The 21,003-nt window shown below is 69.4% G+C and carries 24 protein-coding genes; 16 read left to right on the forward strand and 8 right to left on the reverse strand.

Annotation, left to right across the window (positions count from 1 at the left end; all coding sequences use genetic code 11):
• Positions 1–5: 5 nt before the first annotated feature.
• Positions 6–578 carry a PadR family transcriptional regulator gene (locus BMY74_RS24045; protein ID WP_089919767.1) on the reverse strand — a complete coding sequence of 191 codons (573 nt, stop codon included), beginning with the start codon at positions 576–578 and terminating at the stop codon, positions 6–8.
• 57 nt (positions 579–635) lie between these two features.
• Between BMY74_RS24045 and BMY74_RS24050 the strand changes: the two genes are divergently transcribed.
• Complete coding sequence (locus tag BMY74_RS24050; protein WP_089919769.1) at positions 636–1,031, forward strand: nuclear transport factor 2 family protein; 396 nt, start codon at positions 636–638, stop codon at positions 1,029–1,031.
• On the opposite strand, the gene BMY74_RS24055 is transcribed toward BMY74_RS24050, so the two are convergent.
• Complete coding sequence (locus BMY74_RS24055; RefSeq protein ID WP_089919770.1) at positions 1,021–1,743, reverse strand: class I SAM-dependent DNA methyltransferase; 723 nt, start codon at positions 1,741–1,743, stop codon at positions 1,021–1,023. The two genes, BMY74_RS24050 and BMY74_RS24055, sit on opposite strands and share 11 nt — an antisense overlap.
• A 10-nt stretch (positions 1,744–1,753) precedes the next feature.
• Complete coding sequence (locus BMY74_RS24060) at positions 1,754–2,236, reverse strand: nucleotidyltransferase domain-containing protein (RefSeq protein WP_089919772.1); 483 nt, start codon at positions 2,234–2,236, stop codon at positions 1,754–1,756.
• A 189-nt stretch (positions 2,237–2,425) separates the two neighbouring features.
• Here BMY74_RS24060 and add point away from each other — a divergent pair, with 189 nt between their 5' ends.
• The 5 genes from add to BMY74_RS24085 all read left to right on the forward strand — a co-directional run bounded on the left by add (position 2,426) and on the right by BMY74_RS24085 (position 6,963).
• A complete protein-coding gene (add, locus tag BMY74_RS24065) occupies positions 2,426–3,421 on the forward strand; it encodes an adenosine deaminase (protein ID WP_089919775.1) in 996 nt (331 codons plus the stop codon).
• Between the two features lie 61 nt (positions 3,422–3,482).
• On the forward strand, positions 3,483–4,391 hold the full coding sequence (locus tag BMY74_RS24070; protein WP_089919777.1) for a helix-turn-helix transcriptional regulator: 909 nt from the start codon (positions 3,483–3,485) through the stop codon (positions 4,389–4,391).
• 70 nt (positions 4,392–4,461) lie between these two features.
• The gene (locus BMY74_RS24075; protein ID WP_177229894.1) at positions 4,462–4,830 is read left to right on the forward strand and encodes an STAS domain-containing protein; all 369 of its coding nucleotides are present in this window, start codon (positions 4,462–4,464) and stop codon (positions 4,828–4,830) included.
• Between the two features lie 11 nt (positions 4,831–4,841).
• Positions 4,842–6,107, forward strand: a complete 1,266-nt coding sequence (locus tag BMY74_RS24080) for a tannase/feruloyl esterase family alpha/beta hydrolase (RefSeq protein WP_089919781.1) — start codon at positions 4,842–4,844, stop codon at positions 6,105–6,107.
• A 349-nt stretch (positions 6,108–6,456) separates the two neighbouring features.
• Entirely contained in the window at positions 6,457–6,963 is a 507-nt protein-coding gene (locus BMY74_RS24085; protein ID WP_218159734.1) for an O-acetyl-ADP-ribose deacetylase, read from the forward strand.
• Here the strand turns inward: BMY74_RS24085 and BMY74_RS24090 are convergent.
• A complete protein-coding gene (locus BMY74_RS24090) occupies positions 6,939–7,493 on the reverse strand; it encodes a hypothetical protein (protein WP_089919783.1) in 555 nt (184 codons plus the stop codon). The two genes, BMY74_RS24085 and BMY74_RS24090, sit on opposite strands and share 25 nt — an antisense overlap.
• Positions 7,490–8,479, reverse strand: a complete 990-nt coding sequence (locus BMY74_RS24095) for a LacI family DNA-binding transcriptional regulator (protein WP_089920249.1) — start codon at positions 8,477–8,479, stop codon at positions 7,490–7,492. Before BMY74_RS24095 ends, BMY74_RS24090 begins: the two co-directional genes overlap by 4 nt.
• A gap of 125 nt (positions 8,480–8,604) precedes the next feature.
• Here BMY74_RS24095 and BMY74_RS24100 point away from each other — a divergent pair, with 125 nt between their 5' ends.
• From BMY74_RS24100 to BMY74_RS24130, 7 genes are all read left to right on the forward strand, one after another.
• A complete protein-coding gene (locus BMY74_RS24100; protein WP_089919785.1) occupies positions 8,605–9,645 on the forward strand; it encodes an ABC transporter substrate-binding protein in 1,041 nt (346 codons plus the stop codon).
• Entirely contained in the window at positions 9,635–11,161 is a 1,527-nt protein-coding gene (locus BMY74_RS24105) for a sugar ABC transporter ATP-binding protein (protein WP_089919787.1), read from the forward strand. Before BMY74_RS24100 ends, BMY74_RS24105 begins: the two co-directional genes overlap by 11 nt.
• Positions 11,118–12,089: an ABC transporter permease gene (locus tag BMY74_RS24110; protein WP_089919789.1), complete on the forward strand. Its 972-nt coding sequence runs from the start codon at positions 11,118–11,120 to the stop codon at positions 12,087–12,089. The genes BMY74_RS24105 and BMY74_RS24110 overlap by 44 nt, the downstream gene beginning before the upstream one ends.
• Positions 12,086–13,054: an ABC transporter permease gene (locus BMY74_RS24115; RefSeq protein ID WP_089919792.1), complete on the forward strand. Its 969-nt coding sequence runs from the start codon at positions 12,086–12,088 to the stop codon at positions 13,052–13,054. Before BMY74_RS24110 ends, BMY74_RS24115 begins: the two co-directional genes overlap by 4 nt.
• A 7-nt stretch (positions 13,055–13,061) precedes the next feature.
• Positions 13,062–15,776, forward strand: coding sequence for an AbfB domain-containing protein (locus BMY74_RS24120; protein WP_089919795.1), 2,715 nt, complete (start codon positions 13,062–13,064; stop codon positions 15,774–15,776).
• Between the two features lie 189 nt (positions 15,777–15,965).
• Entirely contained in the window at positions 15,966–16,595 is a 630-nt protein-coding gene (locus BMY74_RS24125; protein WP_089919797.1) for a DedA family protein, read from the forward strand.
• A gap of 91 nt (positions 16,596–16,686) precedes the next feature.
• On the forward strand, positions 16,687–17,115 hold the full coding sequence (locus BMY74_RS24130; RefSeq protein WP_089919800.1) for an LIC_13387 family protein: 429 nt from the start codon (positions 16,687–16,689) through the stop codon (positions 17,113–17,115).
• A 48-nt stretch (positions 17,116–17,163) separates the two neighbouring features.
• On the opposite strand, the gene BMY74_RS24135 is transcribed toward BMY74_RS24130, so the two are convergent.
• Positions 17,164–18,195 (reverse strand): FAD-dependent oxidoreductase, encoded by a 1,032-nt coding sequence (locus BMY74_RS24135; RefSeq protein ID WP_089919801.1) that lies wholly within the window; start codon positions 18,193–18,195, stop codon positions 17,164–17,166.
• 121 nt (positions 18,196–18,316) lie between these two features.
• Between BMY74_RS24135 and BMY74_RS24140 the strand changes: the two genes are divergently transcribed.
• Entirely contained in the window at positions 18,317–18,682 is a 366-nt protein-coding gene (locus tag BMY74_RS24140; protein ID WP_143091689.1) for a hypothetical protein, read from the forward strand.
• Complete coding sequence (locus BMY74_RS24145; RefSeq protein WP_089919805.1) at positions 18,679–19,113, forward strand: hypothetical protein; 435 nt, start codon at positions 18,679–18,681, stop codon at positions 19,111–19,113. Before BMY74_RS24140 ends, BMY74_RS24145 begins: the two co-directional genes overlap by 4 nt.
• Positions 19,114–19,127: 14 nt before the next feature.
• Here the strand turns inward: BMY74_RS24145 and BMY74_RS24150 are convergent, their stop codons facing one another.
• Positions 19,128–19,544, reverse strand: a complete 417-nt coding sequence (locus BMY74_RS24150) for a hypothetical protein (RefSeq protein ID WP_089919808.1) — start codon at positions 19,542–19,544, stop codon at positions 19,128–19,130.
• A 110-nt stretch (positions 19,545–19,654) separates the two neighbouring features.
• On the opposite strand from BMY74_RS24150, the gene BMY74_RS24155 reads away from it, so the two are divergent.
• On the forward strand, positions 19,655–20,593 hold the full coding sequence (locus BMY74_RS24155; RefSeq protein WP_089919810.1) for an NmrA/HSCARG family protein: 939 nt from the start codon (positions 19,655–19,657) through the stop codon (positions 20,591–20,593).
• On the opposite strand, the gene BMY74_RS24160 is transcribed toward BMY74_RS24155, so the two are convergent.
• Positions 20,590–21,003 carry a MarR family winged helix-turn-helix transcriptional regulator gene (locus BMY74_RS24160; protein WP_089919811.1) on the reverse strand — a complete coding sequence of 138 codons (414 nt, stop codon included), beginning with the start codon at positions 21,001–21,003 and terminating at the stop codon, positions 20,590–20,592. The genes BMY74_RS24155 and BMY74_RS24160 overlap by 4 nt on opposite strands.

Below are 21,003 nucleotides of genomic sequence, written 5' to 3' on the forward strand. Positions count from 1 at the left end.
CAACCTCACCCGGCCGCGTCGAGTCGCGCACCACGCCGCTCCAGCGCGGTGAGGCTCCGCGCACACCACCGGACGTTGTCCCGCTCGAACGACAGGCCGCGCAACAACGTCAGGTACGGCCCGACCCGTTCGGCGGTGGCGAGGAACTCCTCTTCCGACCGCCCGTCGAGGAGCCTGGCACGCAAGCGTTCGTAGCGCTCGACCTTCGCCTCGGCCCACTGCTTGCGCTCCCGGATCGAGGCCTTCACCGCCTCGGCGTCGCCGGAGTCCACCGCCAGCACGGCCACCAGCAGTTCGTCCCGGATCGCCGTCGGCTTGTGCCGCGCGGCAGTGAACGCCGTCAGCTCCTCGAGCCCGGCGGTGGTCAGGGAGAACAGCCGCTTGGTCGGCCGGCGCTCCTGCTCGACCGTCCGCGCGGTGATCAGCCCGTCCGCCTCCATCCGGTCGAGCTCGCGGTAGAGCTGCTGCGGCGTGCAGATCCAGAAGTTCGCCACGGACGCGTCGAACACCTTGGCCAGGTCGTAGCCGGACGACTCACCGTCGAGCAGGGCGGCCATCACGGCGTTGCGCAGCGACATAGCAGCAGGTTACGGTGCCATCACCTAGTCAACAAGTTGAGTATGTGAGGGTGTGCCGTGAACGCATTCCGCAAGGCAGTCGAGGCGCGGGACACCGAGGCGATGGCGGCGTGCCTGGCCGACGACGTGGTGTTCACCAGCCCCGTCGCCTTCGCCCCGTACCCCGGCAAGCCGCTCACCGCGGCGATCCTGCGCGGCGTCATGCGGGTGTTCGAGAACTTCCGCTACGAGCGCGAGATCATCGACGGCCCCGACCACGCACTGGTGTTCCGCACCGAGGTCAACGGCAAGGAGGTCCAGGGCTGCGACTTCCTGCACCTCGACGAGAACGGGCTGATCGACGAGTTCACCGTCATGGTGCGCCCGCTGTCCGGCGCCCAGGCCCTGTCCGAGGCGATGGCCGCCCAGTTCGAGCAGATCCAGGCCGAGGCCCTGGAGGAGCTCAGCTCCTGATCTCGTACACGCTCACGTGCCGCTTGCTGTCCGCGGTGAACGGCTCGCCCTCCCACCCGCCGTACCTCGCGCGCAACCGCAGTCCCGCGATCCGTGCCATCAGGTCGAACTCGGACGGGTAGCTCAGCCGCTGCCGGATCGGGCCGAACCGGATGCCGTCGGCGCCGATGTGCACGTGGTTCTCGTCGAGCATCTGCGTCACCGGGTCGTAGCGGTTGACGTCGAGCCGGACGTGGTCGACCTCGACGGCCTCCACGTCGACGAAGTCGTGCCGCTGCCGCGCCGCCCAGCTCGGCAGGCCGCACTCCACGACGAACACGCCGTCCGGGGTGAGGTGGCGTGCCGCGTTCTCGAAGCAGCGGACCTGGTCGTCCTGGGTGAGCAGGTTCGAGATCGTGTTGTAGACCAGGTACACCAGCGGATACGTGCGGCCCGTGCCGGCCACGGACATGTCGCCCATGGTCACGTCGACGTCCGTGCCACCGGGTTTCTCGCGCAGGCGCGCCACCATGTGCGGGGACAGCTCGACGCCGTCGACCGCGACGCCGCATTCCCGCAGTGGCAACGCGATCCGGCCGGTGCCGATCGCGAACTCGAGCGCTCTGTCGCCGAACGACGCGAGGAAGCGGACGGTCTCGTCCTCGTCGCCGCGGGGGTGGTCGTCGTAGGTCTTCGCCGTTTCGGGACTGAAACTCGGGTTGAATCCCTTCACGACCCCGACGCTAGACCTCGTGGCCAGTGAATTTCCGGCGCAACAGCGCCAGGTCGTGCAGGTCCCGCTCACGCGGCTCGTAGCCCTGGTGGAAGTGCAGCTGCTGCTCGACCGACAGGCACCGCACCCTCGTGCCCAGAACGGTGCCGGTGACGAAGCACGAGGCGGGGTAGTGGAACGGCTCGCCGGGCGTCAGTGAGGACTGCTCGGCGCTGCCGTCCTCGGCGTAACGCAACGGGTGCAGGTCGATCTCGCGTCCGCGGGGATCGGTGACCACGAACCGGACCGGGCGCCACGAGAGGGTCTCGGCGAATCCGAGCGCGGCCAGCGCCGCGAGCACCCGCGGTTCCTGCTCCTCGCGGTGCATGAGGTCGAGGTCGCCGTGCGGGCGGGTCTGCTCGCCCACCAGGGCGTCGACGCCCCAACCGCCGCCGATGCAGACGTCGAAGCGTTCAAGTGCAGCCAAGATCTCCAGCACGTCCTCACCGGTCACGCCGCACAGCGTGCAGGGGAAGGGGAAAAGCCGCCACCGCGTTTCTCGCGCCGCTGCTAGCTTGGGGTCGTGCCGGACTTCAAGCTGCCGCTCTACGGCGCTGACACCGAACGCGGCGACCTCGCTCCCTGAGTCGTCCCGCTCCTCCGCCGCACCTCATCACCGTCGCAGCCCACAGGGAGCTTCGCCATGCGTTCGTTCGTCCACGCCCTGCCCAAGGTCGAGTTGCACGTCCACCTCGTGGGCTCGGCCGGCCTCGACACCGTGCTGGAACTCGCCCGCCGCCACCCGGAGGCCGGTGTGCCCGCCGAGCGCGCCGAACTGGAGCGGTTCTACGCGTTCCGCGACTTCGACCACTTCCTCAAGGTGTACTGGGCGGTCCAGTCGATGCTGAAGGACCGTGAGGACATCCACGCCCTCGTCGTCGGCCTGGCCCGCGAACTGGCACGCCAGAACGTCCGGTACGCCGAGGTCACCGTGACACCGCACAACCACCTGACGGACGGCATGTCCGGTGACGACCTCCTGGCAGGCCTCGAGTCAGGACGTGCCGCCGCCGCGGCGCTGGGCGTCGAACTGGCCTGGTGCTTCGACATCCCGGGCGAGAAGGGTCTCGTGGCCGGCCGGGAGACGCTGGCGTTCGCGCTGTCCGAACGCCCCGGCGGCCTCGTCTCGTTCGGCCTGGGCGGCCCCGAGGAAGGCGTCGGCCGTGCCCAGTTCGCCCCTTTCTTCGACGCCGCAAGGGAAGCGGGCCTGCACAGCGTCCCCCACGCGGGGGAGACCACCGGCCCGGAGACCGTCTGGTCGGCGTTGCTCGACCTGGGCGCCGAGCGGATCGGCCACGGCACGAGCTGCGTGCGGGATCCCGCGCTGGTGGAACATCTGGCGCTCAAAGGGATTCCCCTGGAGGTTTGTCCCACGTCCAACGTCCGCACCCGTCAGGTGGCGTCCGTCGAGGTGCATCCGGTGCGGCAGATGCTCGACGCCGGCGTCGTGGTCACCCTGAACACCGACGACCCTCCGTTCTTCGGCGCCACGCTGGAAGGCGAGTACCTGGCGGTGGCGACGGCGCTGGACCTCGGGCCCGCGGAGGTCGCGAGGCTGGCCGAGAACGCCGTGCTGGCGTCGTTCCTCCCGGACAGCCGCAAAACCTCGCTGCGGGAGGAGATCCAGCGACTGGTCTGACCGGCGGAACCAGTCGTTTGGGTGGTGGACACCGGCCGGTGGGGCGGGGATCGTGCAGCCTGTGGAGCAGGTCGTCGAGGTCACGGACTTGGACGCGGCCAACGAGTTGTTAAGCGCTGCATACGGACCGATGCGCCTCAACGGGGGCATCGAGCACCCGCGCATGCGGATGTCGTCGCAGGTGCACGACCAGGTCCGGTTCGACGAGGTGCGCGGGCACATCGGCCTCGAGGTCGCCGTCGATCCCATGCGCAGCTACGTGTTCGGGCACACGGACTCCGGGATGGTCTACTACGGCTCCGGCGGGGAGGACCGCTTCTGGTTGCCCGGCGACGCCTTCCTGTGCGCCCCGCCCGACAGCCCGTTCGTCGGCGCGATCCGCGACCCGGGTCTGTCGACCGTCACGCTGACCCAGTCGGTGGTCGACGAGGTGGCCGACGACGTGAGCTTCTCCGGTTTCCGGCCTGTGTCACCCGAAGCAGGGGCGGTCTGGTGGTCCACGTGCGTGCACCTGCGCGACGAGGTGCTGCCCCTGTTCGGTGACAACCCGCTGGTGCGCGCGAACGCCAACCACCTGCTGGTGTCCGCCACGCTCGCCGCCTTCCCCAACACCACCCTCACCCCGCCGACGTCCGCCGACCGGCGTGACGCGCACCCGGCGAGCCTGCGTCGTGCCATCGCGTTCATCGAGGACAACGCCGCGACGGACATCTCCGCCGCCGACATAGCCCGTGCCGCCCGCGTGTCCATCCGCGCGTCACAACTGGCGTTCCGCCGCCATCTCGGCACGACACCCATGGCCTACCTGCGTGCCGTGCGGCTGTCCTGCGCCCACGCGGACCTGAAGGCGGGCAAGGGTTCCGTTACTTCGATAGCGGCTAGATGGGGTTATGCCCGCCCGAGTGTGTTCGCCGCCCAGTACCGGGCCACCTACGGCGTGTCGCCGTCGCGGACCCTGCGGTCGTGCTGACTTCGTTTTCCCGGTAGCGCCTTCGCTTCCGCTGCTATCGGTGACGCCCGAGGGTGCGGTGAGGTGGTTCATGACCGCCTGTGAGACCAGCCCGTTCGCGGTGCGGACGCAACGCTCCGGCACCCGCTTCGTCGCCACCTGCCGCGGTGAGATGGACATGACGACCTGCGACCTGTTCTTCGCGGCCGTGCTGCCCGGCATCACCGACACCACCACCGACCGCGTCTCGATCGACATGGCCGAGGTGACGTTCCTGTCGGCGGGAGGCCTGCGCACGCTGCTCGTCCTGCTCTGCGCCGCCCACCACAACGGCAAGTCGTTCTCCGTGCACGACACCCAGCCGCAGGTCCGCCGAGTGCTCGACCTGTTCGGCTTCACCACGTTCAAAGCGAGCCTTGTGTGGGAGGCAACCATGTCGCCGAAGGGCCACCACAACTAGCTTGACCAGCTATGTTGCTTCCGCTGGTGCTGGTACTCGCGCTGACCCCGCCGACGTCCGCGATGGCGGTCCCCGGCGCCGAACACCAGGAGTCGGTGAGGCTCGCCGACCTGACCACGACGGGTCTCGTGGCGACCGGCCACACCGACCCGGCGGACTGGGCGGGCCTCACGAGCACCGCGCTGCCCGTCCCCGCCGCCGTGCCGGGAACCCAGATCGACGGCTACTTCCCGGACACCTCGCGCACCAACACGAACCACGGCTGGCACGACTCCCAGTTCGTGATCAGGCTGCCCGAGCGCTGGAACGGCGGCCTCGTCGTGACGGGCTCACCGGGCGTGCGCGAGCAGTACGCCAACGACAGGGCCATCTCCGACTGGGTCCTCTCCCGCGGCTACGCCTTCGCCGCCACCGACAAGGGCAACACCGGCGCGCAGTTCTACCGCGACGGCCGCGCGATGGAGGAGTGGAACCACCGCTTCACCCAACTGACGATCGCGGCCAAGTCCGTTGTCGCCCAACGCTACGGCCGCGCCCCCGAACGCACCATCGCCACCGGCATCTCCAACGGCGGCTACCTCGTCCGCTGGCAACTGGAGAACCGCGCGCACCTCTACGACGGCGGCGTCGACTGGGAGGGCACGCTCTGGACCTCGGCGGGCCCGAATCCCCTGACCTTCCTGCCGCCGGTCCTGCGTGCTTACCCGAGGTACCTGGCCGGGGAGCCGGGCGCGCACGAGGAAATGGTGGCGGCGGGCTTCCCCGCAGGCACGGAGTTCTTGTGGGACTACCACTACCGCTACTACTGGGACCTCACGCAACGCATCTACCGCGAGGAGTTCGACCCTTCCTTCGACGGCGCCCTGGAGGCGGGCGTGCCGTTCTGCGTGTCGGGTTCGGTCGCGTGCGACGCGGACTACTCGTACGCCTCGCGGCGTCGTGTTGCCGGGCCTGCTGTTTCTCGGGTTGCGTTGACGGGCAAGGTGAAGCGGCCTTTGCTGACGGTGCACGGGACGTACGACGTGTTGCTGCCCATCAGCCAGGATTCTGATGTGTACGCGGGGATGACGCCCGATCGGCTGCACCGGTACTACCGGGTGGAGCAGGGGACGCACGTCGACGGGCTGGTGGACGCCTACCCGGATCGGTTGCGGCCCCTTGCGCCCTGTCATCGGGAGGCGTTCCTGGCTCTGGAGCGGTGGTTGGACGGGGTGGAGCCGCCTCGGTCGGCGACGCTGGCGCGGCCGGCCGACGTGAGCACGTGCCCGCTGGGGTGAGCGTTCGTCGGGCGGCGAGGGGGGCTCCGCCCACTCTGGAAGGCTCGCTGTCACACCACCTCTCGCGCTCGCCCCGGCCGCGGTCGGCGACGTTGGCGCGGCCGGGCGAGCTGGGCAGGTGCCCGCTGGGTGAGCGTGCGTGGGTGGCGAGAGGCTTGCACCCACCTTGGAGGGCTTGCTGCCACACCACGTCTCGCGCCCGCTGGGGTGAGCGTTCGTGGGGCGGCGAGGGGGGCTCCGCCCACCCCGAAAGGCTCGCTGCCACACCACCTCTCGCGCTCGCCCCGGCCGCGGTCGGCGACGCTGGCACGGCCGGCCGATGTGAGCACGTGCCCGCTCGCGTGATCCAATCGTGGACGTGGCCACCATCGAGTACGTCCTCGGCGACATCACCGAGCAGGAAGTCGACGTCATCGTGAACGCCGCCAACTCCTCCCTCCTGGGCGGGGGAGGGGTGGACGGCGCCATCCACCGCAAGGGCGGCCCGGAGATCCTGGCGGAATGCCGCAAGCTGCGGGCGGGCCACTACGGCGGTGGCCTCAAGACCGGCCAGGCCGTCGCCACGACGGCAGGCCGGCTCCGCGCCCGCCACGTCGTCCACACCGTCGGCCCCGTCTGGTCGGCCACCGAGGACCGCTCCGCGCTCCTCGCCGACTGCCACCGCAACTCGCTGGACCTCGCGGCGGAACTGGGCGCCCGCACCATCGCGTTCCCCGCGATCTCCACCGGCATCTACCGCTGGCCGGTCGAGGACGCCGCCCGGATCGCCCACGAGGCCGTCCAGGACACCGAGCTGGACCTGATCAGGTTCGTCCTGTTCGACCAGCGGACCTACGACGCCTTCGCCCGCCCGTAGTCCGCGATCTCCATCGCCCACCGGTATACCTCGGCGGTATCCCCGAGCTCAGCGGGCAACGAAGCTGGCACCAGCCTGCTGTTCACAGCGCTCAACAGGTCGTACAACCCGAGATCGGCCCACTCCCACAACATGCTGTCGAAGTTGTACGCGCGCATCAGCGACGCGATCCGCTCCCGGATCGAGTCGATCAGGTCCTGGGACAGGCCGGCGGAGTGCAGCCGCGCACAGGTCGCAGCCGAGGCCTCCGCGCTGAAGGCCGTGTCCAGGAACGGCTCCAGCAGGTTGCCCCACACGTCGAAGCGCACGACGTCCGGGATCCCGTGGCGCAGGCAGAACTCGGCGAGTCCGGAGGAGTCGCCGTGCGACAGGAACAACGTCTCGCCCACCACGGTCCGGATCTCGGGCCGGCCCGAGACCGAAACATCGCGGACAGCGGACGCGGGCAGGATGCCGTGCGGGTGCACGCTGGCCCAAGGGAACTCGTAGGCCGCGAACACGATGTGGTCCGGGCCGAACGTCACCGTCACCGCGCCACGGTGCTTTCCCTGACCTGGAGGGAGAACGGCGTCTCCACGTCGTCGAGGAGTTCCCCGGACTCGACCCGCCGGTGCAGCAGGTCCACCGCGGCATGGGCGATGGCGGACTTGTCCGGCGCGATCGAGGTCAGGGACGGGGAGCTGTAAACGCTTTCCTCGTTGTTGTCGAAGCCAACGACGGCGAGGTCGGCCGGCACGCGCACGAGGCGTTCGGCCGCGGCCCGCATGGCGCCGATGGCCAGGAGGTCGTTGAAGCAGAACACCGCGTCCGGCCGGGTGGGCAGGTCGAGCAACGACCTCATCGCGGCGGCGCCGTCCGCGCGGTGGTAGTTCAGGGCCGGCACGACGAGGTCGTCGTCGAACGGCAGTGAGGCCTCGGCCAGGGCCCGCCGGTAGCCCTCGAGGCGGAGGGCGGCCGTGCCTCGGTGGGGGTGGGCGCCGATCGCGGCTATCCGTTCGTGGCCCAACGAGATGAGGTGGCGGACGGCGGCCTGGGCGGCTGCCACGTTGTCGATGCCGACGCGGGAGATCGGGACGTCGACGGCGTGCTCACCGAGCAGGACGGCGGGCACGGACAGCTGGAAGTCGTCCACCTGCAGCGCCTCGGGGCTGAGGATCGCGGCGTCGACCAGGTGCGGGCCGAGCGACGTCAGCGCCGCGCGCTCGCCTGCCAGGGTGCCGAACGTCTGCTCGATCAGCACGTTCCACTCGTGCTCCTGGGCAGCGGCGATGACGAGGCTCGCCAGCTCCGCGAAGTAGGGGATCGAGAGCTCGGGCAGGACCAGAGCGATGAAGCCGGTGCGGCCGCGGCGCAGGTTGCGGGCCCCGAGGTTCGGCCGGTAGCCGGTCGCCTCGAGGGCCTCCTCGACGCGCCGGCGGTTGTCCGGCTTCACGAACGAGTAGCCGTTGACCACGTTCGACACGGTCTTGACCGACACGCCCGCGAGCCGGGCGACGTCCTTGAGCGTGGCCAACAGAGCCTCCACAAAAAGTACCGGGAAAAATACCGGGACGGACTCGGGTCTTTACATCGTTGGAACAACGATGCAAATCTAACGCCACACAGCGCGTCCACGTACAGCCCCGTGTGTAGGAGCCAACGATGTCTCGCATCCTGTTCATCGCCGTCGCAGCCTTGCTCGTGACGGGATGCACCAGCCGAGAAACCCCGACCACCGCGTCCAGCGAAGGTCCTGCCGCGTCCGCCGCGCAGAACCAAAGTGCTGGTCCCGGCTGTGCTCGGAGCAAGACCGGGTACCCCCAGATCGACCTCAAGGGTGCTGTGGTCGGCTTCTCCCAGTCGGAGAAGGAGGCCAACCCGTTCCGCACCGCGGAGACCCAGTCGATCAGGGACGAGGCCGCGAAGCGCGGTGCCGAACTGCTGTACACGAACGCGCAGAGCGACCTGAACAAGCAGATCAGCGACATCAAGTCGCTGATCGACCGCGGGGCGAAGCTGCTGATCGTGGCGCCGCTCAACTCGGACGGCCTGCAGCCGGCGTTCGACGCGGCCAAGGCCAAGCAGGTGCCGGTCGTGACGATCGACCGCAAGGTGTCGTCGCAGCCGTGCACGGACTACCTGACGTTCATCGGCTCCGACTTCGTCGAGCAGGGCAAGCGGGCCGCCCAGCAGATGATCAAAGCGACCGGTGGCAACGGCAAGGTCGCTATCCTGCTCGGGGCGTCGGGCAACAACGTCACCGTCGACCGCACCAAGGGCTTCAAGGACGGCATCGCCGGCACGCCGGGCCTCACCGTCGTCGCGGAGCAGACCGGTGAGTTCGACAGGTCCAAGGGCCAGGCCGTGATGGAGCAGCTCATCCAGAGCAACCCGGACATCACCGCCGTCTACGCCGAGAACGACGAGATGGGCGTCGGCGCCGTCACCGCGCTCAAGGCCGCGGGCAAGCAGCCCGGCAAGGACGTCAAGATCGTGTCCGTCGACGGCACGCGCAACGCCGTGCAGCTCATCGCCGACGGCAGCTACACCGCGGTCGTCGAGTCCAACCCGCGCTTCGGCCCGCTCGCGTTCGACACGCTGGAGAAGTTCGGCAAGGGCGACGAGATCCCGAACACCATCGTGATCTCCGACGACGAGTACGACTCCACGAACGCCGCGCAGAAGCTCGCCAATGCCTACTGACATGCCTTCCACTCCGGTGATCGAGGTCGCCGGCGTCACCAAGACGTTCGCCGGTGTCCGCGCCCTCAGCGACGTCGACTTCACCCTTCAGCGCGGGGAGATCCACGCGCTGGTGGGGGAGAACGGCGCCGGCAAGTCGACGCTGATCAAGGTGCTGACCGGCATCCACACCACGGATGCCGGTCGGGTCACCCGCAACGGGAACATCTCCACGATCTACCAGGAGGTGAACCTCGTCCCGCTGATGAGCGTGTCCGCGAACATGTTCCTCGGCCGCGAGCCGCGGAACAGGTTCGGCCTCATCGACCGGGCCCGCCGGGACGCCGACGCCGCGGAGCTGTTGCGCGGCTACGGCATCACGGCGGACGTGAGCAGTCCACTCGGGACGCTCGCGGTCGGTGAGCAGCAGATGGTCGCGCTCGCGCGGGCCGTCGACGCGAACGCGGACGTCGTGATCATGGACGAGCCCACGTCGTCGCTGGAGCCGCGCGAGGTCGAGACGCTGCTCGGTGTCGTGCGGAAGCTGCACGAGCAGGGGATCGCGATCATCTACGTCAGCCACCGGATGGACGAGCTCTACCGGATCTGCGACACCGTCACGGTGCTGCGGGACGGGGTGAACGTGCACAGCGGCCCCCTGAAGGAACTCCCGCGCATCGAGCTGGTCTCGCTGATGCTCGGCAGGTCCGTCAAGGAGATCGAGAGCCACGGCACCACGGCGTTCGGCGAGGACCACCACGCCGACGCCGAACCGGTGCTCCAGGCGACAGGTCTCACGAGCAGGCCGCGCATCGACGGCGTCAGCGTCACGATCCGGCCCGGCGAGGTCGTCGGCCTCGCCGGCCTGCTCGGGTCGGGTCGCACGGAGACCGCGAAAGCGATCATCGGCGCGCTCCCGGTCGACGGCGGCACGGTCCTCGTCGCGGGAAACCCGGTGGCGCGCACCGTGAAGGCGTCGACCAGGGCCGGCATCAGCATGCTCGCCGAGGACCGCAAGACCGAGGGCATCATCCCGAACCTCTCCGTGCGCGAGAACATCGTGCTGGCCGCGCTGCCGAGGCTCAGCCGGTTCGGTGTGACCAGCCGGTCCAAACAGGACCGGATCGTGGACGCGTTCATCAAGCGGCTGCGCATCAAGGTGTCCAGCCCGGAACAGAAGGTCGCGGAGCTCTCCGGCGGCAACCAGCAGAAGGTGTTGCTGGCCAGGTGGCTCTGCACCGAACCGAAGATCCTGCTCCTCGACGAACCGACGCGCGGCATCGACGTCGGCGCCAAGGCAGAGGTGCAGGCGCTGATCGACGAACTCGCGCGGGAGGGCCTGGCGGTGCTGCTGATCAGCTCCGAGCTGGACGAACTGCTCGACGGCGCCGACCGTCTCGTCGTGCTGCGCGACGGCTCGGTCGCCGGCGAGTTGGAAGGAGACCAGCTCACCCGTGAGCACGTGCTCAAGGCGATCGCGGCGGAGGTGACGGATGACTCAGGCGACCACGCAGGCAGCCCCCAGCACAGCCGTTAGTGCCGCGGCCGCGCGGACGCGGTGGTTGCAGGACAACGGTGTCTACGTCGCCGTTGGCGTGCTCCTGCTGTTCAACGCGGTGTTCACCGCCAACTTCCTGACGGTCGGCAACTTCACGACCCAGCTCGTGCAGGCCGCGCCGGTGCTCATCGTCGCGCTCGGCATGGCACTGGTGATCGGTACCGAGGGCGTCGACCTGAGCGTCGGCGCGGTGATGGCGCTGGCCGCCGCCATCATCCCGCTCTACCTGGGCGCCGGGTGGCTCATGGCGATCACCATGGCGCTCGTCGTAGGGGTGCTCGCGGGAGCGTTCAACGGGTTCCTCGTCGCCAAGGTCGGCATCCAGCCGATCGTCGCCACCCTCGCCCTGCTGGTGGGCGGGCGCGGCCTGGCCCTGGTGATCGCGAACGGCCAGCTCGTCCAGCTGCGGGACCCGACGTTCCTGTCGCTCGGCACCGACGACGTGTTCGGCATCCCGATCAGCGTGCTGATCGCGGGGGTGCTGGCACTCGTCATCGCCGCCGTCACGAACCGCACCACCTTCGGCCGCCAGCTCGTCGCGATCGGCGGCAACCGCAAGGCGGCCACGCTCGCGGGACTTCCGGTCACCCGCGTGCTGATCGGCGTCTACGCGATCACCGGTGTGCTGGCCGCGATCGCCGGCGTCCTCGCCACCTCGCGGCTCGCCGCGAGCGACCCCGCCGACATGGGCCTGCTGATGGAGCTGTCCGCGATCACCGCGGTGGTCGTCGGCGGGACCCCGTTGACCGGCGGCAAGGTGCGGGTGCTCGGCACGGTGTTCGGCGTGATCCTGATGCAGCTCGTCAGGGCCACCCTGATCAAGCACAACCTGCCGGACTCCATCGCGCAGATGATCCAGGCCGCGATCATCGTCGCCGCCGTGTACGTGGCCCGGGAGCGCCGATGACCGCCACCCTGACCAAGACGACACCGACCATGGCGGCGAGGACGAAGGTCCTGCAACGCCAGGGAGCCGCCGTCGCGCTCGTGCTGGTGGTCGCGGTGTCGTGGCTGGTGTTCCCGCGCTTCGGCAGCCTCGACAACCTGCGCGACCTCGCGTTGCAGGGATCGTTCCTCGCGGTGATCGCGATCGGCATGACGTTCGTGATCATCACGGGCGGCATCGACCTGTCCGTCGGTTCGGTCTACGCGCTGGGCGGCGTGCTCGCGGCCTGGGGCGCGCAGTACGGGTTCCTGGTGGCGTTGCTGCTGCCGCTCGTGGTCTGCGGGCTCATCGGGCTGATCAACGGCCTGCTGATCGCCCGCACGAACATGGCGCCGTTCATCGTCACGCTGGCCTCGTTGCTGTTCGCCCGCGGCCTGCTGCTGGTGATCACCGACGAGGGCGCGACCACCTACAAGATCGCGTCGGACAGCGCGTTCGTCGAACTGGGCCGCGGCACGGTGTTCGGCTTCGGTTACCCGATCTTCATCGCCGCCGCGCTCGCCCTCGTGGGCGGGATGCTGCTCAACCGCACCAACTTCGGCCAGAACGTGTTCGCCACCGGAGGCGCCGAGCAGTCGGCGGTCCTCCTGGGCGTGCCCGTGGCGAAGACCAAGGTGCTCGTCTACACGATGAGCGGCACGCTGGCGGGTCTCGCCGGCGCCCTGACCGCCGCTTATCTCCAGTCGGGCGTCACGGTCATCGGCGTGGGCCTCGAACTGGACGCCATCGCGGTCGTCGTCATCGGCGGCACCCTGCTGACCGGTGGCATGGGAACCGTCCTCGGCACCGTGATCGGCGTGGGCCTGATCAAGGTCATCCAGAACGTCATCAACCAGATCGGCACGCTCGACAGCAACTACCAGTCAGTGGTCAGCGGCGTGTTCCTCCTCATCGTCGTTGTCCTCCAACGGATATTGCGAAGATAGGAGAGCCATGACCAGACGCGTCCTGGGCGTGTTGGTCTCGATCCTCATCACAGCAACCTTCCTGACACCGACGGCGCACGCGGCGGAGTGGGTCCCCAAGACCCCTCCGCTCGCGACACCCTGGACCTCCCAGGTGTCGCCGACGAACGCGTTGCCCGAGTACCCGCGCCCGCAGCTCCAGCGCCCTGAATGGCAGAACCTCAACGGCGTCTGGGAGTTCGCGGGCGCGGCGAACCTCAACAACCCGCCGATCGGCAGGCCGCTGGCCGAAGGCGTCCTCGTGCCGTACCCGATCGAGTCCGCTCTGTCGGGGATCAAGCGGCACGAGGACAACATGTTCTACCGCCGCACCTTCACCGTTCCGTCCACCTGGAACGGTCGCCAGGTCAAGCTGAACTTCGGCGCGGTGACCTGGGAGACGAGGGTCTGGGTCAACGGCAGGCAGGTCGGCACGCACACCGGCGGCTTCGACGCGTTCTCGTTCGACATCACCTCGGCGCTGGTCTCCGGCGCCAACGAGATCGTCGTCGGCGTCACCTCGACGGTCGACGGCAGCCGCTACCCGATCGGCAAGCAGCGCCGGAACCCGAGCGGCATCTTCTACACCGCCGCGTCCGGCATCTGGCAGACGGTGTGGCTGGAACCCGTGCGGGCGGCCAACGTCACGCGACTCGACACCACGCCGAACCTCGGCGCCGGCGCGCTCGACCTGGTCGTGCAGGGCACCGCGGGCCAGTCGGTCACGGCCGAGGTGCTGAGCGGCGGACAGGTGGTCGGCCGGCAGACCGGCACCACCGGAAGGTCGTTGCGGGTGCCGGTGCCGAACGCCCGGCTGTGGTCGCCGGACGACCCGTTCCTCTACGACCTGCGCGTGACGCTCGGCAGCGGTGACTCCGTCACCGGCTACTTCGGCATGCGCTCGCTCGGCAAGGCGGTGGTCGGCGGCGTCATGCGGCCGTTGCTGAACGGGAAGTTCGTCTTCCAGAGCGGCACGCTGGACCAGGGCTACTGGCCGGACGGCATCTACACCGCGCCGACCGACGAGGCCCTGCGGTTCGACCTCGAACGCCAGAAGGCGCTGGGGTTCAACATGGTCCGCAAGCACATCAAGGTCGAACCGGCGCGCTGGTTCTACCACGCGGACCGGCTCGGCCTGATGGTGTGGCAGGACATGCCGTCCGTCGACTCGATCGACGAGGCGCCGAACTCGCACGCGAACTACGAGTCGGAACTGCGCCGGATCGTCGACCAGCTCAAGGGCATCACGTCGATCGTGCAGTGGGTGCCGTTCAACGAGGGCTGGGGCGAGTACGACGCCGGCCGCATCGTGAACCTGATCCGCTCGATCGACAACACCCGCCTGATCAACCACAACTCGGGCTCCAACTGCTGCGTCTCGGACCCCGACCCCGGCAACGGGGACGTGATCGACGACCACCACTACCAGATCTCCGCGAACACCCGGCAGCCCGACGCCAACCGCGTCGCGATGCTCGGTGAGTTCGGTGGTCTGGGCCGCAGGGTCGTCGGGCACGAGTACCAGCCGGGCGCCGGATTCGCCTACGGAGCCCTGTACCCGGACGAGACGTCGTTGACCAAGCGCTACGAGGAGGTCGTCAAGCAGGTCCAGCGGCTGATCCACACCCGCGGCCTGTCCGCGATGGTCTACACCGAACCCTACGACGTCGAGAACGAGGTCAACGGCTTCTACACCTACGACCGGCAGGTGCTGAAGATGACGGAGTCGCGCGTGCGGGCCGTCAACCTCGGGGTGCTCGCGGTGGCCCGGGGCACGTCGGTCAGCCCGGACGACGTGGTGTCGTTGCGCGTCACCACGTCCGGCTACACCGACCGCTACCTGCGCCACCAGTCCTCGCTGGCCCGCACCGACGTGATCGGCACGGACCTGGCCAGGCTGGACGCGACGTTCAACCTGCGTCCCGGACTCGCCGACGCGGCCTGCCTGTCGTTCGAGTCGCGCAACTTCCCCGGCCAGTTCCTGAGGCACAGCAACGGACGCATCCGCATCGACCCGAACAACGGCACGATCGCGGGCGACGCCACGTTCTGCGCGCGGGAGGGCTCCGGCGGCACCGCGCTGGAGTCGTTCAACGTGCGGGGTTCGTTCATCCGCCACTACAACGAGGGCGTGTATCTCGCACGCTCCGGTGGCACGAACCCCTGGGACACCGCGAACTCCTTCGCGGCGGACACCACCTGGGCGGTCGGTACCGGCCTGTGGCGCAGCGGCGCGGACCTGCCGCTCGACCAGGCCCGGTCGTTCCGGGTGACCACGCCCGGCTTCACGGACCGCTACCTGCGGCACCGGGAGTCGTTGGCGCGCACGGACGTCGTGACGAGCACGAGTGACGCGCTGACGAAGGCCGACGCGACGTTCGTGGTGCGCCGCGGGCTCGCCGACCCGACCTGCTACTCGCTCGAGTCGCGCAACATCCCGGGACAGTTCCTGCGGCACGCGGACTTCCGCGTCCGGCTCGGCACCAACGACAACACCGAGCTGTTCCGCAGGGACGCGACCTTCTGCGCCCAGCAGGGCACCGGCGGCGTGCGGCTGGAGTCGATCAACGAGCTCGGGACCAGCGTGAGGCACTACTCCGAGGAGGTCTGGGTCGCTTCGAACGGCGGGGCCCACGCGTACGACAACCCCTCCTCGTACAACCAGGACGTGAGCTGGGCCGTGAGCTCGCCCTGGACCCCGTAGGAGAACGGCTGACGGCTGCCGGGGTGTCCCCGGCAGCCGTCAGGCGGACCGGCTGCCGCAGTGCTGGAGTCCTCCTCAGGGTGTTCCCTTAGTCCTGAGGTCTACCGACAGGTCAGACCACGGTTCGATGTGCGCGTACCGCCCGCTCTTGTGAACTGTCCCGGACGTTCATTCCTCCCGGGAGAGTTCATGTCCTTCTTGACCGATGCCCTCGAAGGCCTGGCCGGTCTGCCGCAGCCCGCCGTGCTCGCCGTCACGGGTGCGCTGACGCTGGCGGAGTGCACACTCGGCATCGGCTTCCTGGCTCCGGGCGAAAGCGCCCTGCTGCTGGCCTCGACGACCGTGACGAGCGTGCCCAGGTTCCTGGTCATGTGGCTGGTGGTCACGGTGTGCGCGATCGCCGGCGACAGCATCGGCTACCACCTGTGCCGCCGCTACGGTGATCGGCTGCGCGACAGCCGAATCATCCGCAGGGTGGGGCAGCAGCACTGGGACAAGGCAGGTGACCTGCTGCGCCGTCGTGGCGCGTGGGCGGTGTTCGCCGCCCGGTTCATGCCGGTCGTGCGAACCTTGGTCCCGGCGTCCGCGGGGGCCTCGAAGCTGGAGTACCGGAGGTTCCTGCCGGCTTCGATCGCGGGCGCGACGTGCTGGTCGGCGTTGCACATCGGCATCGGCGCGACCGCCGGTGCGTCGGCGAAGTACATCGAGTCGGTATTCAACGGTGCCATGTGGATCGTGCTGGGTCTCGCGGTGGTGGTCGGTGTGATCGTCGTGCTGCGCCGCCGCAGGAGGACGCCCGAGTTGCAGGAGGTCGGCTGAGGGGAAAGCGTTTTTCTGTCAGGCTTTCGTTGACACTCCGGGACTTCGCGCTGAACATGCGGTCACGTGTGTTCAGCGGAGGGGGAAGGCAGTGCCGCGTACGTTCTGGATCGGTTCGTGGGCGTGGATCGCGACCGGGGTCGGGCACCTGGCGATCATGGCCGTCATGGCGGTGGGGGAGGCCGACCCGGCCGGCGACCGCGCGGCCGCAGCGGCCGAGGAGGTCACGTTCACGCTGGGCGGAGTGCACCGCTCGTTGTACGACGTCGACCTCGGGATCAACTTCGTGATGTCCGTGGCGCTGGTCTTCGGCGGGATGGCCTGTCTGCTCGTGGCGAAGGTGGGGCCGGTGCCGCGGGCGCTCGCGGGGCTCGGGTCCGGCACGTCACTGGTGCTGCTCGTGGTGGCGCTGGTCTTGTTGCCCTCACCGCCGATCGTGCTGTTCGCCGTGGCTGCGCTCGCCTTCGGGCACTCGTTCGCCGTTGCCGGGCGACGAGGGGCTGTGGGAACCGCTGCTTGAGGTGCGGGACGCGCGGAACAGTCGAGAAGCGGGTTCGCGGCCGCCGCCTCAGGTGAACAGGATCCGCCTGGCCGCGGCCCTGCCGGGCGACGTGCGCAGCAACGCGAACGCCGCCTCGGCGAGGCCTGGCCCGCGGACGAGCGACAGCCCGCGCCGCAGCTGGGACCGCAACAGGTACCGGCGCCGCATCGCCGCCCCGTCGTAGTGCTCCAGCACGTACCTGTTGCCGCTGCGCAGGTAGTCGAACGTGACCGAGGCCGCGAGCTCGGACATCCGCATGCACGGGTCGAGCCCGCCCGCCGTGAGCGGCGAGACCGCCCCTGCCGCGTCCCCGACCAGCAGCCCTTCCGGCGACACGATCCGGCGCAGCAGCCCGCCCACGGGGATCGGGCCGCCCCGCCTCCTGACCGGTCCGGCGGGCTCCGGGGTGGGGAAGCTGTCGCGGAACCGTTGCAGCAGCTGGGGGAGCGGTGCGCTGAAGCGGTCGGGGCGGCCGGCAAGGCCGACGTGCGCGTGCTCGCCGTCGTCGACGACCCAGGCGATGTAGCCGGGGGCGAGGCGCGGGTCGACGACGCAGTGGAACGTGGGCGTCGAACCCGTTCTGACCGGGTAGACCTCCTCGATGCCGGTGATCAGCCTCCGGTTGACGTCGAGGCCGAGGTTCTTCGCGACCGTCGACCTGGCGCCGTCCGCGCCGATGGTGAACCGGGCCTGGGTGGACCTCGCCGGATAGCTGGAGTCGAGGTTGACCCGCGCCCCCGCCCGTTCGGCGTCCCTGACTGCTGCGGCGTAGATGTTCTCCATGTCGCCGACCCGGAACTCGTCGCGCTCGCTGACGAGTTCCACGGGCTCGCGCAGCGACGGCGGGTAGAGCAGCACGCGCCGGACCGCGGGGCCGAGGTGCGGCAGGTCGTAGTCGTCGAGCGTGCGGCGGACGAAGATGCCGGTCGTGCGGATGCCCGTGCCGACGCTCGTCCTGCGCTCGCACACGGCCACGTCGAGACCTGCCTGCGCGAGCAGGCGCGCGGTGGTGAGGCCGGCCAGCCCGGCGCCGACAACGAGCACGTCCACGGTGTCCATCCGCCGACGCTAGAACGGCCCACCGCGCTGTTTCCCCTTCTCGCGAACACCTTCACCGGATCTGCACGACATCTCCACAAGGGTGTTCCCAGACGGGCGCCCGGAGGCCAGAATTACCCGTGTGGGGGATGTACACGGACGAACTGTCGAGAGCAGGGCCGGTGTCACCGCCTTCCTGGCGGGCGTGTGGCTGATCGCCGCACCGCCGGTCCTGCACTTCGGCGCGTCACTGCACGCTTTCCGGCCCTACTGGGTGTCCATGGGACTGGCCGTCGTGATCATGCTGCTCGGCATGGTGCGGGCGATGGCGCCGCTCGACGTGCCGTTCATCCGGCACGTGACGATCGGGCTGGCGCTGTCGCTGATCGTGGTGGCGCTGCTGCGAACGGAGGGCGGCACCGCCGTCGTCTGGCTCAACCAGTTGGTCGTGGGCGCCCTGATCGCGTTGTCGGCCGGGCTGGCGCTCCTGATCAGCATGCGGCGATGAGGACCTGGTCCGACCTCTGCCTGGTCTGCGAGGGCCAGCAGGAGTTCGTGGTGAACGTGCACGAGGCCGGGCCGTACGAGCGCAGCCACGACTACACGCGCGTGCTGTACTGCGCCGCGTGCGCGGTCGGTGAGCTGCGCTCGTTCAGCTACGACGGCTTCGTGGTGTTCGGCGAGGAGGACGAGGTCGTGGTCTGGTCCTCGGTCCTGCCCGCCGCCGACGTCGACCGGCTGCGCGCGGCCTTCACCTGCCCGACCCCGCTCGCGGGCGGGTGCGGGTGCCCGCAGCACGTCCGGGCCTACGACACGAGTGTGCGCGTGGACAAGACGCGGCTGCCGGAGCACGGGCCCGACCGGCACAGCCCGGCCGGGCGCACCACCGTCAGCGTTGCTGTGGTGGAAGGCGTCGCGGAGTTCCGCTCGGTGGACTGAGGCGTGCTGTGGTCCTAGCAGCGCTCGCTGGTCTTGGCGAACAGGAAGTAGCTGCTGCCGTCCACCTCGCCGTGCGCACGCGTGCACTGGTCGAGGGTGTCCGCGCCGCCGGACCACAGCTCCCGCTGCCCGCGCGCACCCGTCTTGTACCCGTGCGTCAGGTTCGGCGGGGTCTGGACGTACGTGCGCAGCGTGAAGTCCCTGCCGTGGCTGGAGATCCACTGATCCCACACGTAAACGTAGGAGTAGTTCTTCCCGCATCCCTTGAACTGCTTCACCGACGCGACGGTCGTGCTGCCGTTCTTCACGTACGCTGTCGCCCCGATCTGCGTGACGCTGCCGCAGGACGGGTTGGACTCGGCCTGGGCGGTGCCGGCCGTCGTGCTCAGGGCGGCCGCCACGACGGCACCCGCGGCCAGGAACTTGCGCATGTGATGCTCCTCCTCGTTTGCCGCGAGCCTGCGCCACGCCGGTTGGCCGCCGGTAAATCGCATCGTCACTCAACTTGATAGTCACTAACAATGACTATAAGGTCGGGGGCATGAGCGAGAAGAAGATCATTGCCGTGGTGGGGGCGACCGGTGCGCAGGGCGGGTCGGTCGCCAGGGCGCTGCTGGCCGACGGTGAGTTCGCCGTGCGCGCGCTCGCCCGCGACCCCGAGTCGGGAGCCGCGAGGGAGCTCGCCGAACTGGGTGCCGAGGTCGTCGCGGCCGACCTGTACGACGTGGACAGCCTGCGGAAGGCGTTCTCCGGTGCCTATGGCGCCTACCTGGTCACGCCGTACTTCACCCACATGTCCCCGGCCAAGGAGGTCGAGGAGGTCCGCAACCTCGTCGCGGCGGCGGAAGGCCTGCGGCACGTCGTGTGGTCGACGCTGGAGGACACCCGCGAGGCGGTCCCGCTCGACTACGAGCCGATGCCGACGCTCGAGGGCAAGTACAAGGTGCCGCACTTCGACGTGAAGGGCGGCGAGGCGGACCCGTTGTTCGCGCAGGCGGGCCTGCCGACGACGTACGTGCGGAACTCGTTCTACTGGAACAACCTGCTGAACGGCTCCGCGCCGCACCGGCGTGCGGACGGCACGCTCGCCCTGTCGTTGCCCATGGGGGAGAGCAGGATCTCCGGGATCGCCGCCGAGGACATCGGCAAGGCGGTCGTGAGCATCCTCAAGCACCCGGCCGAGACCATCGGGCAGACGATCGGCCTCGGCACCGAGCACCTCACCGGCGAGGAGGTCGCGAAGGTGTTCAGCGACGTGCTCGGGGAGCCTGTCGCGTACGAACCCATGTCCCACAACGACTTCCGCGCGCTCGGCTTCCCGGCCGCGGAGGACCTGGGCAACATGTTCCAGTACTACACGGAGTTCGCGGGACACATCCTGCCGCGCCGCGACACCGTGCGGACCCGCGAGCTGGTGCCGGGGTGGCTGACGCTCGGTGAGTTCCTCACCGCCCACCGCGAGGAGATCGTGATCGGCTAGTAGGAGCGCGTGACCTCCGCGAAGACCGCCTTGAACTCCGCGAACCGCTCGGCGCCGACGAGCCCGGCGAGGCGGTTCTCGATATCGGCGACGATCCGCCGGGCCTGCGCCATCTGGTCGCGGCCCCGGTCGGTGGGCACGACCAGCTTCGCCCGCCGGTCCGCCGGATCGGGCTTGCGGACCACGTAGCCGAGGCTTTCGAGCTCGTCGACCAGCGTGCCGACGACCTGCTTGTGCTGGCCGGACCGTTCGGACAGCTCGCTCGCGCGCGTGCCCGTGGTGGCGATGTACGCCATGACGGCGCCGTGGCGCGGGCGCAGGTTCTCGTGGCCCGCCTCGGCCAGGCGGGTGAAGAGCTCCTTCTGGAACCCCGAGAGCAGGTGTGCGGAGAGGACGCCGACGTCGGGCAT

This window comes from Lentzea albida (assembly GCF_900111005.1).
Classification (GTDB): Bacteria; Actinomycetota; Actinomycetes; order Mycobacteriales; family Pseudonocardiaceae; genus Lentzea; species Lentzea albida.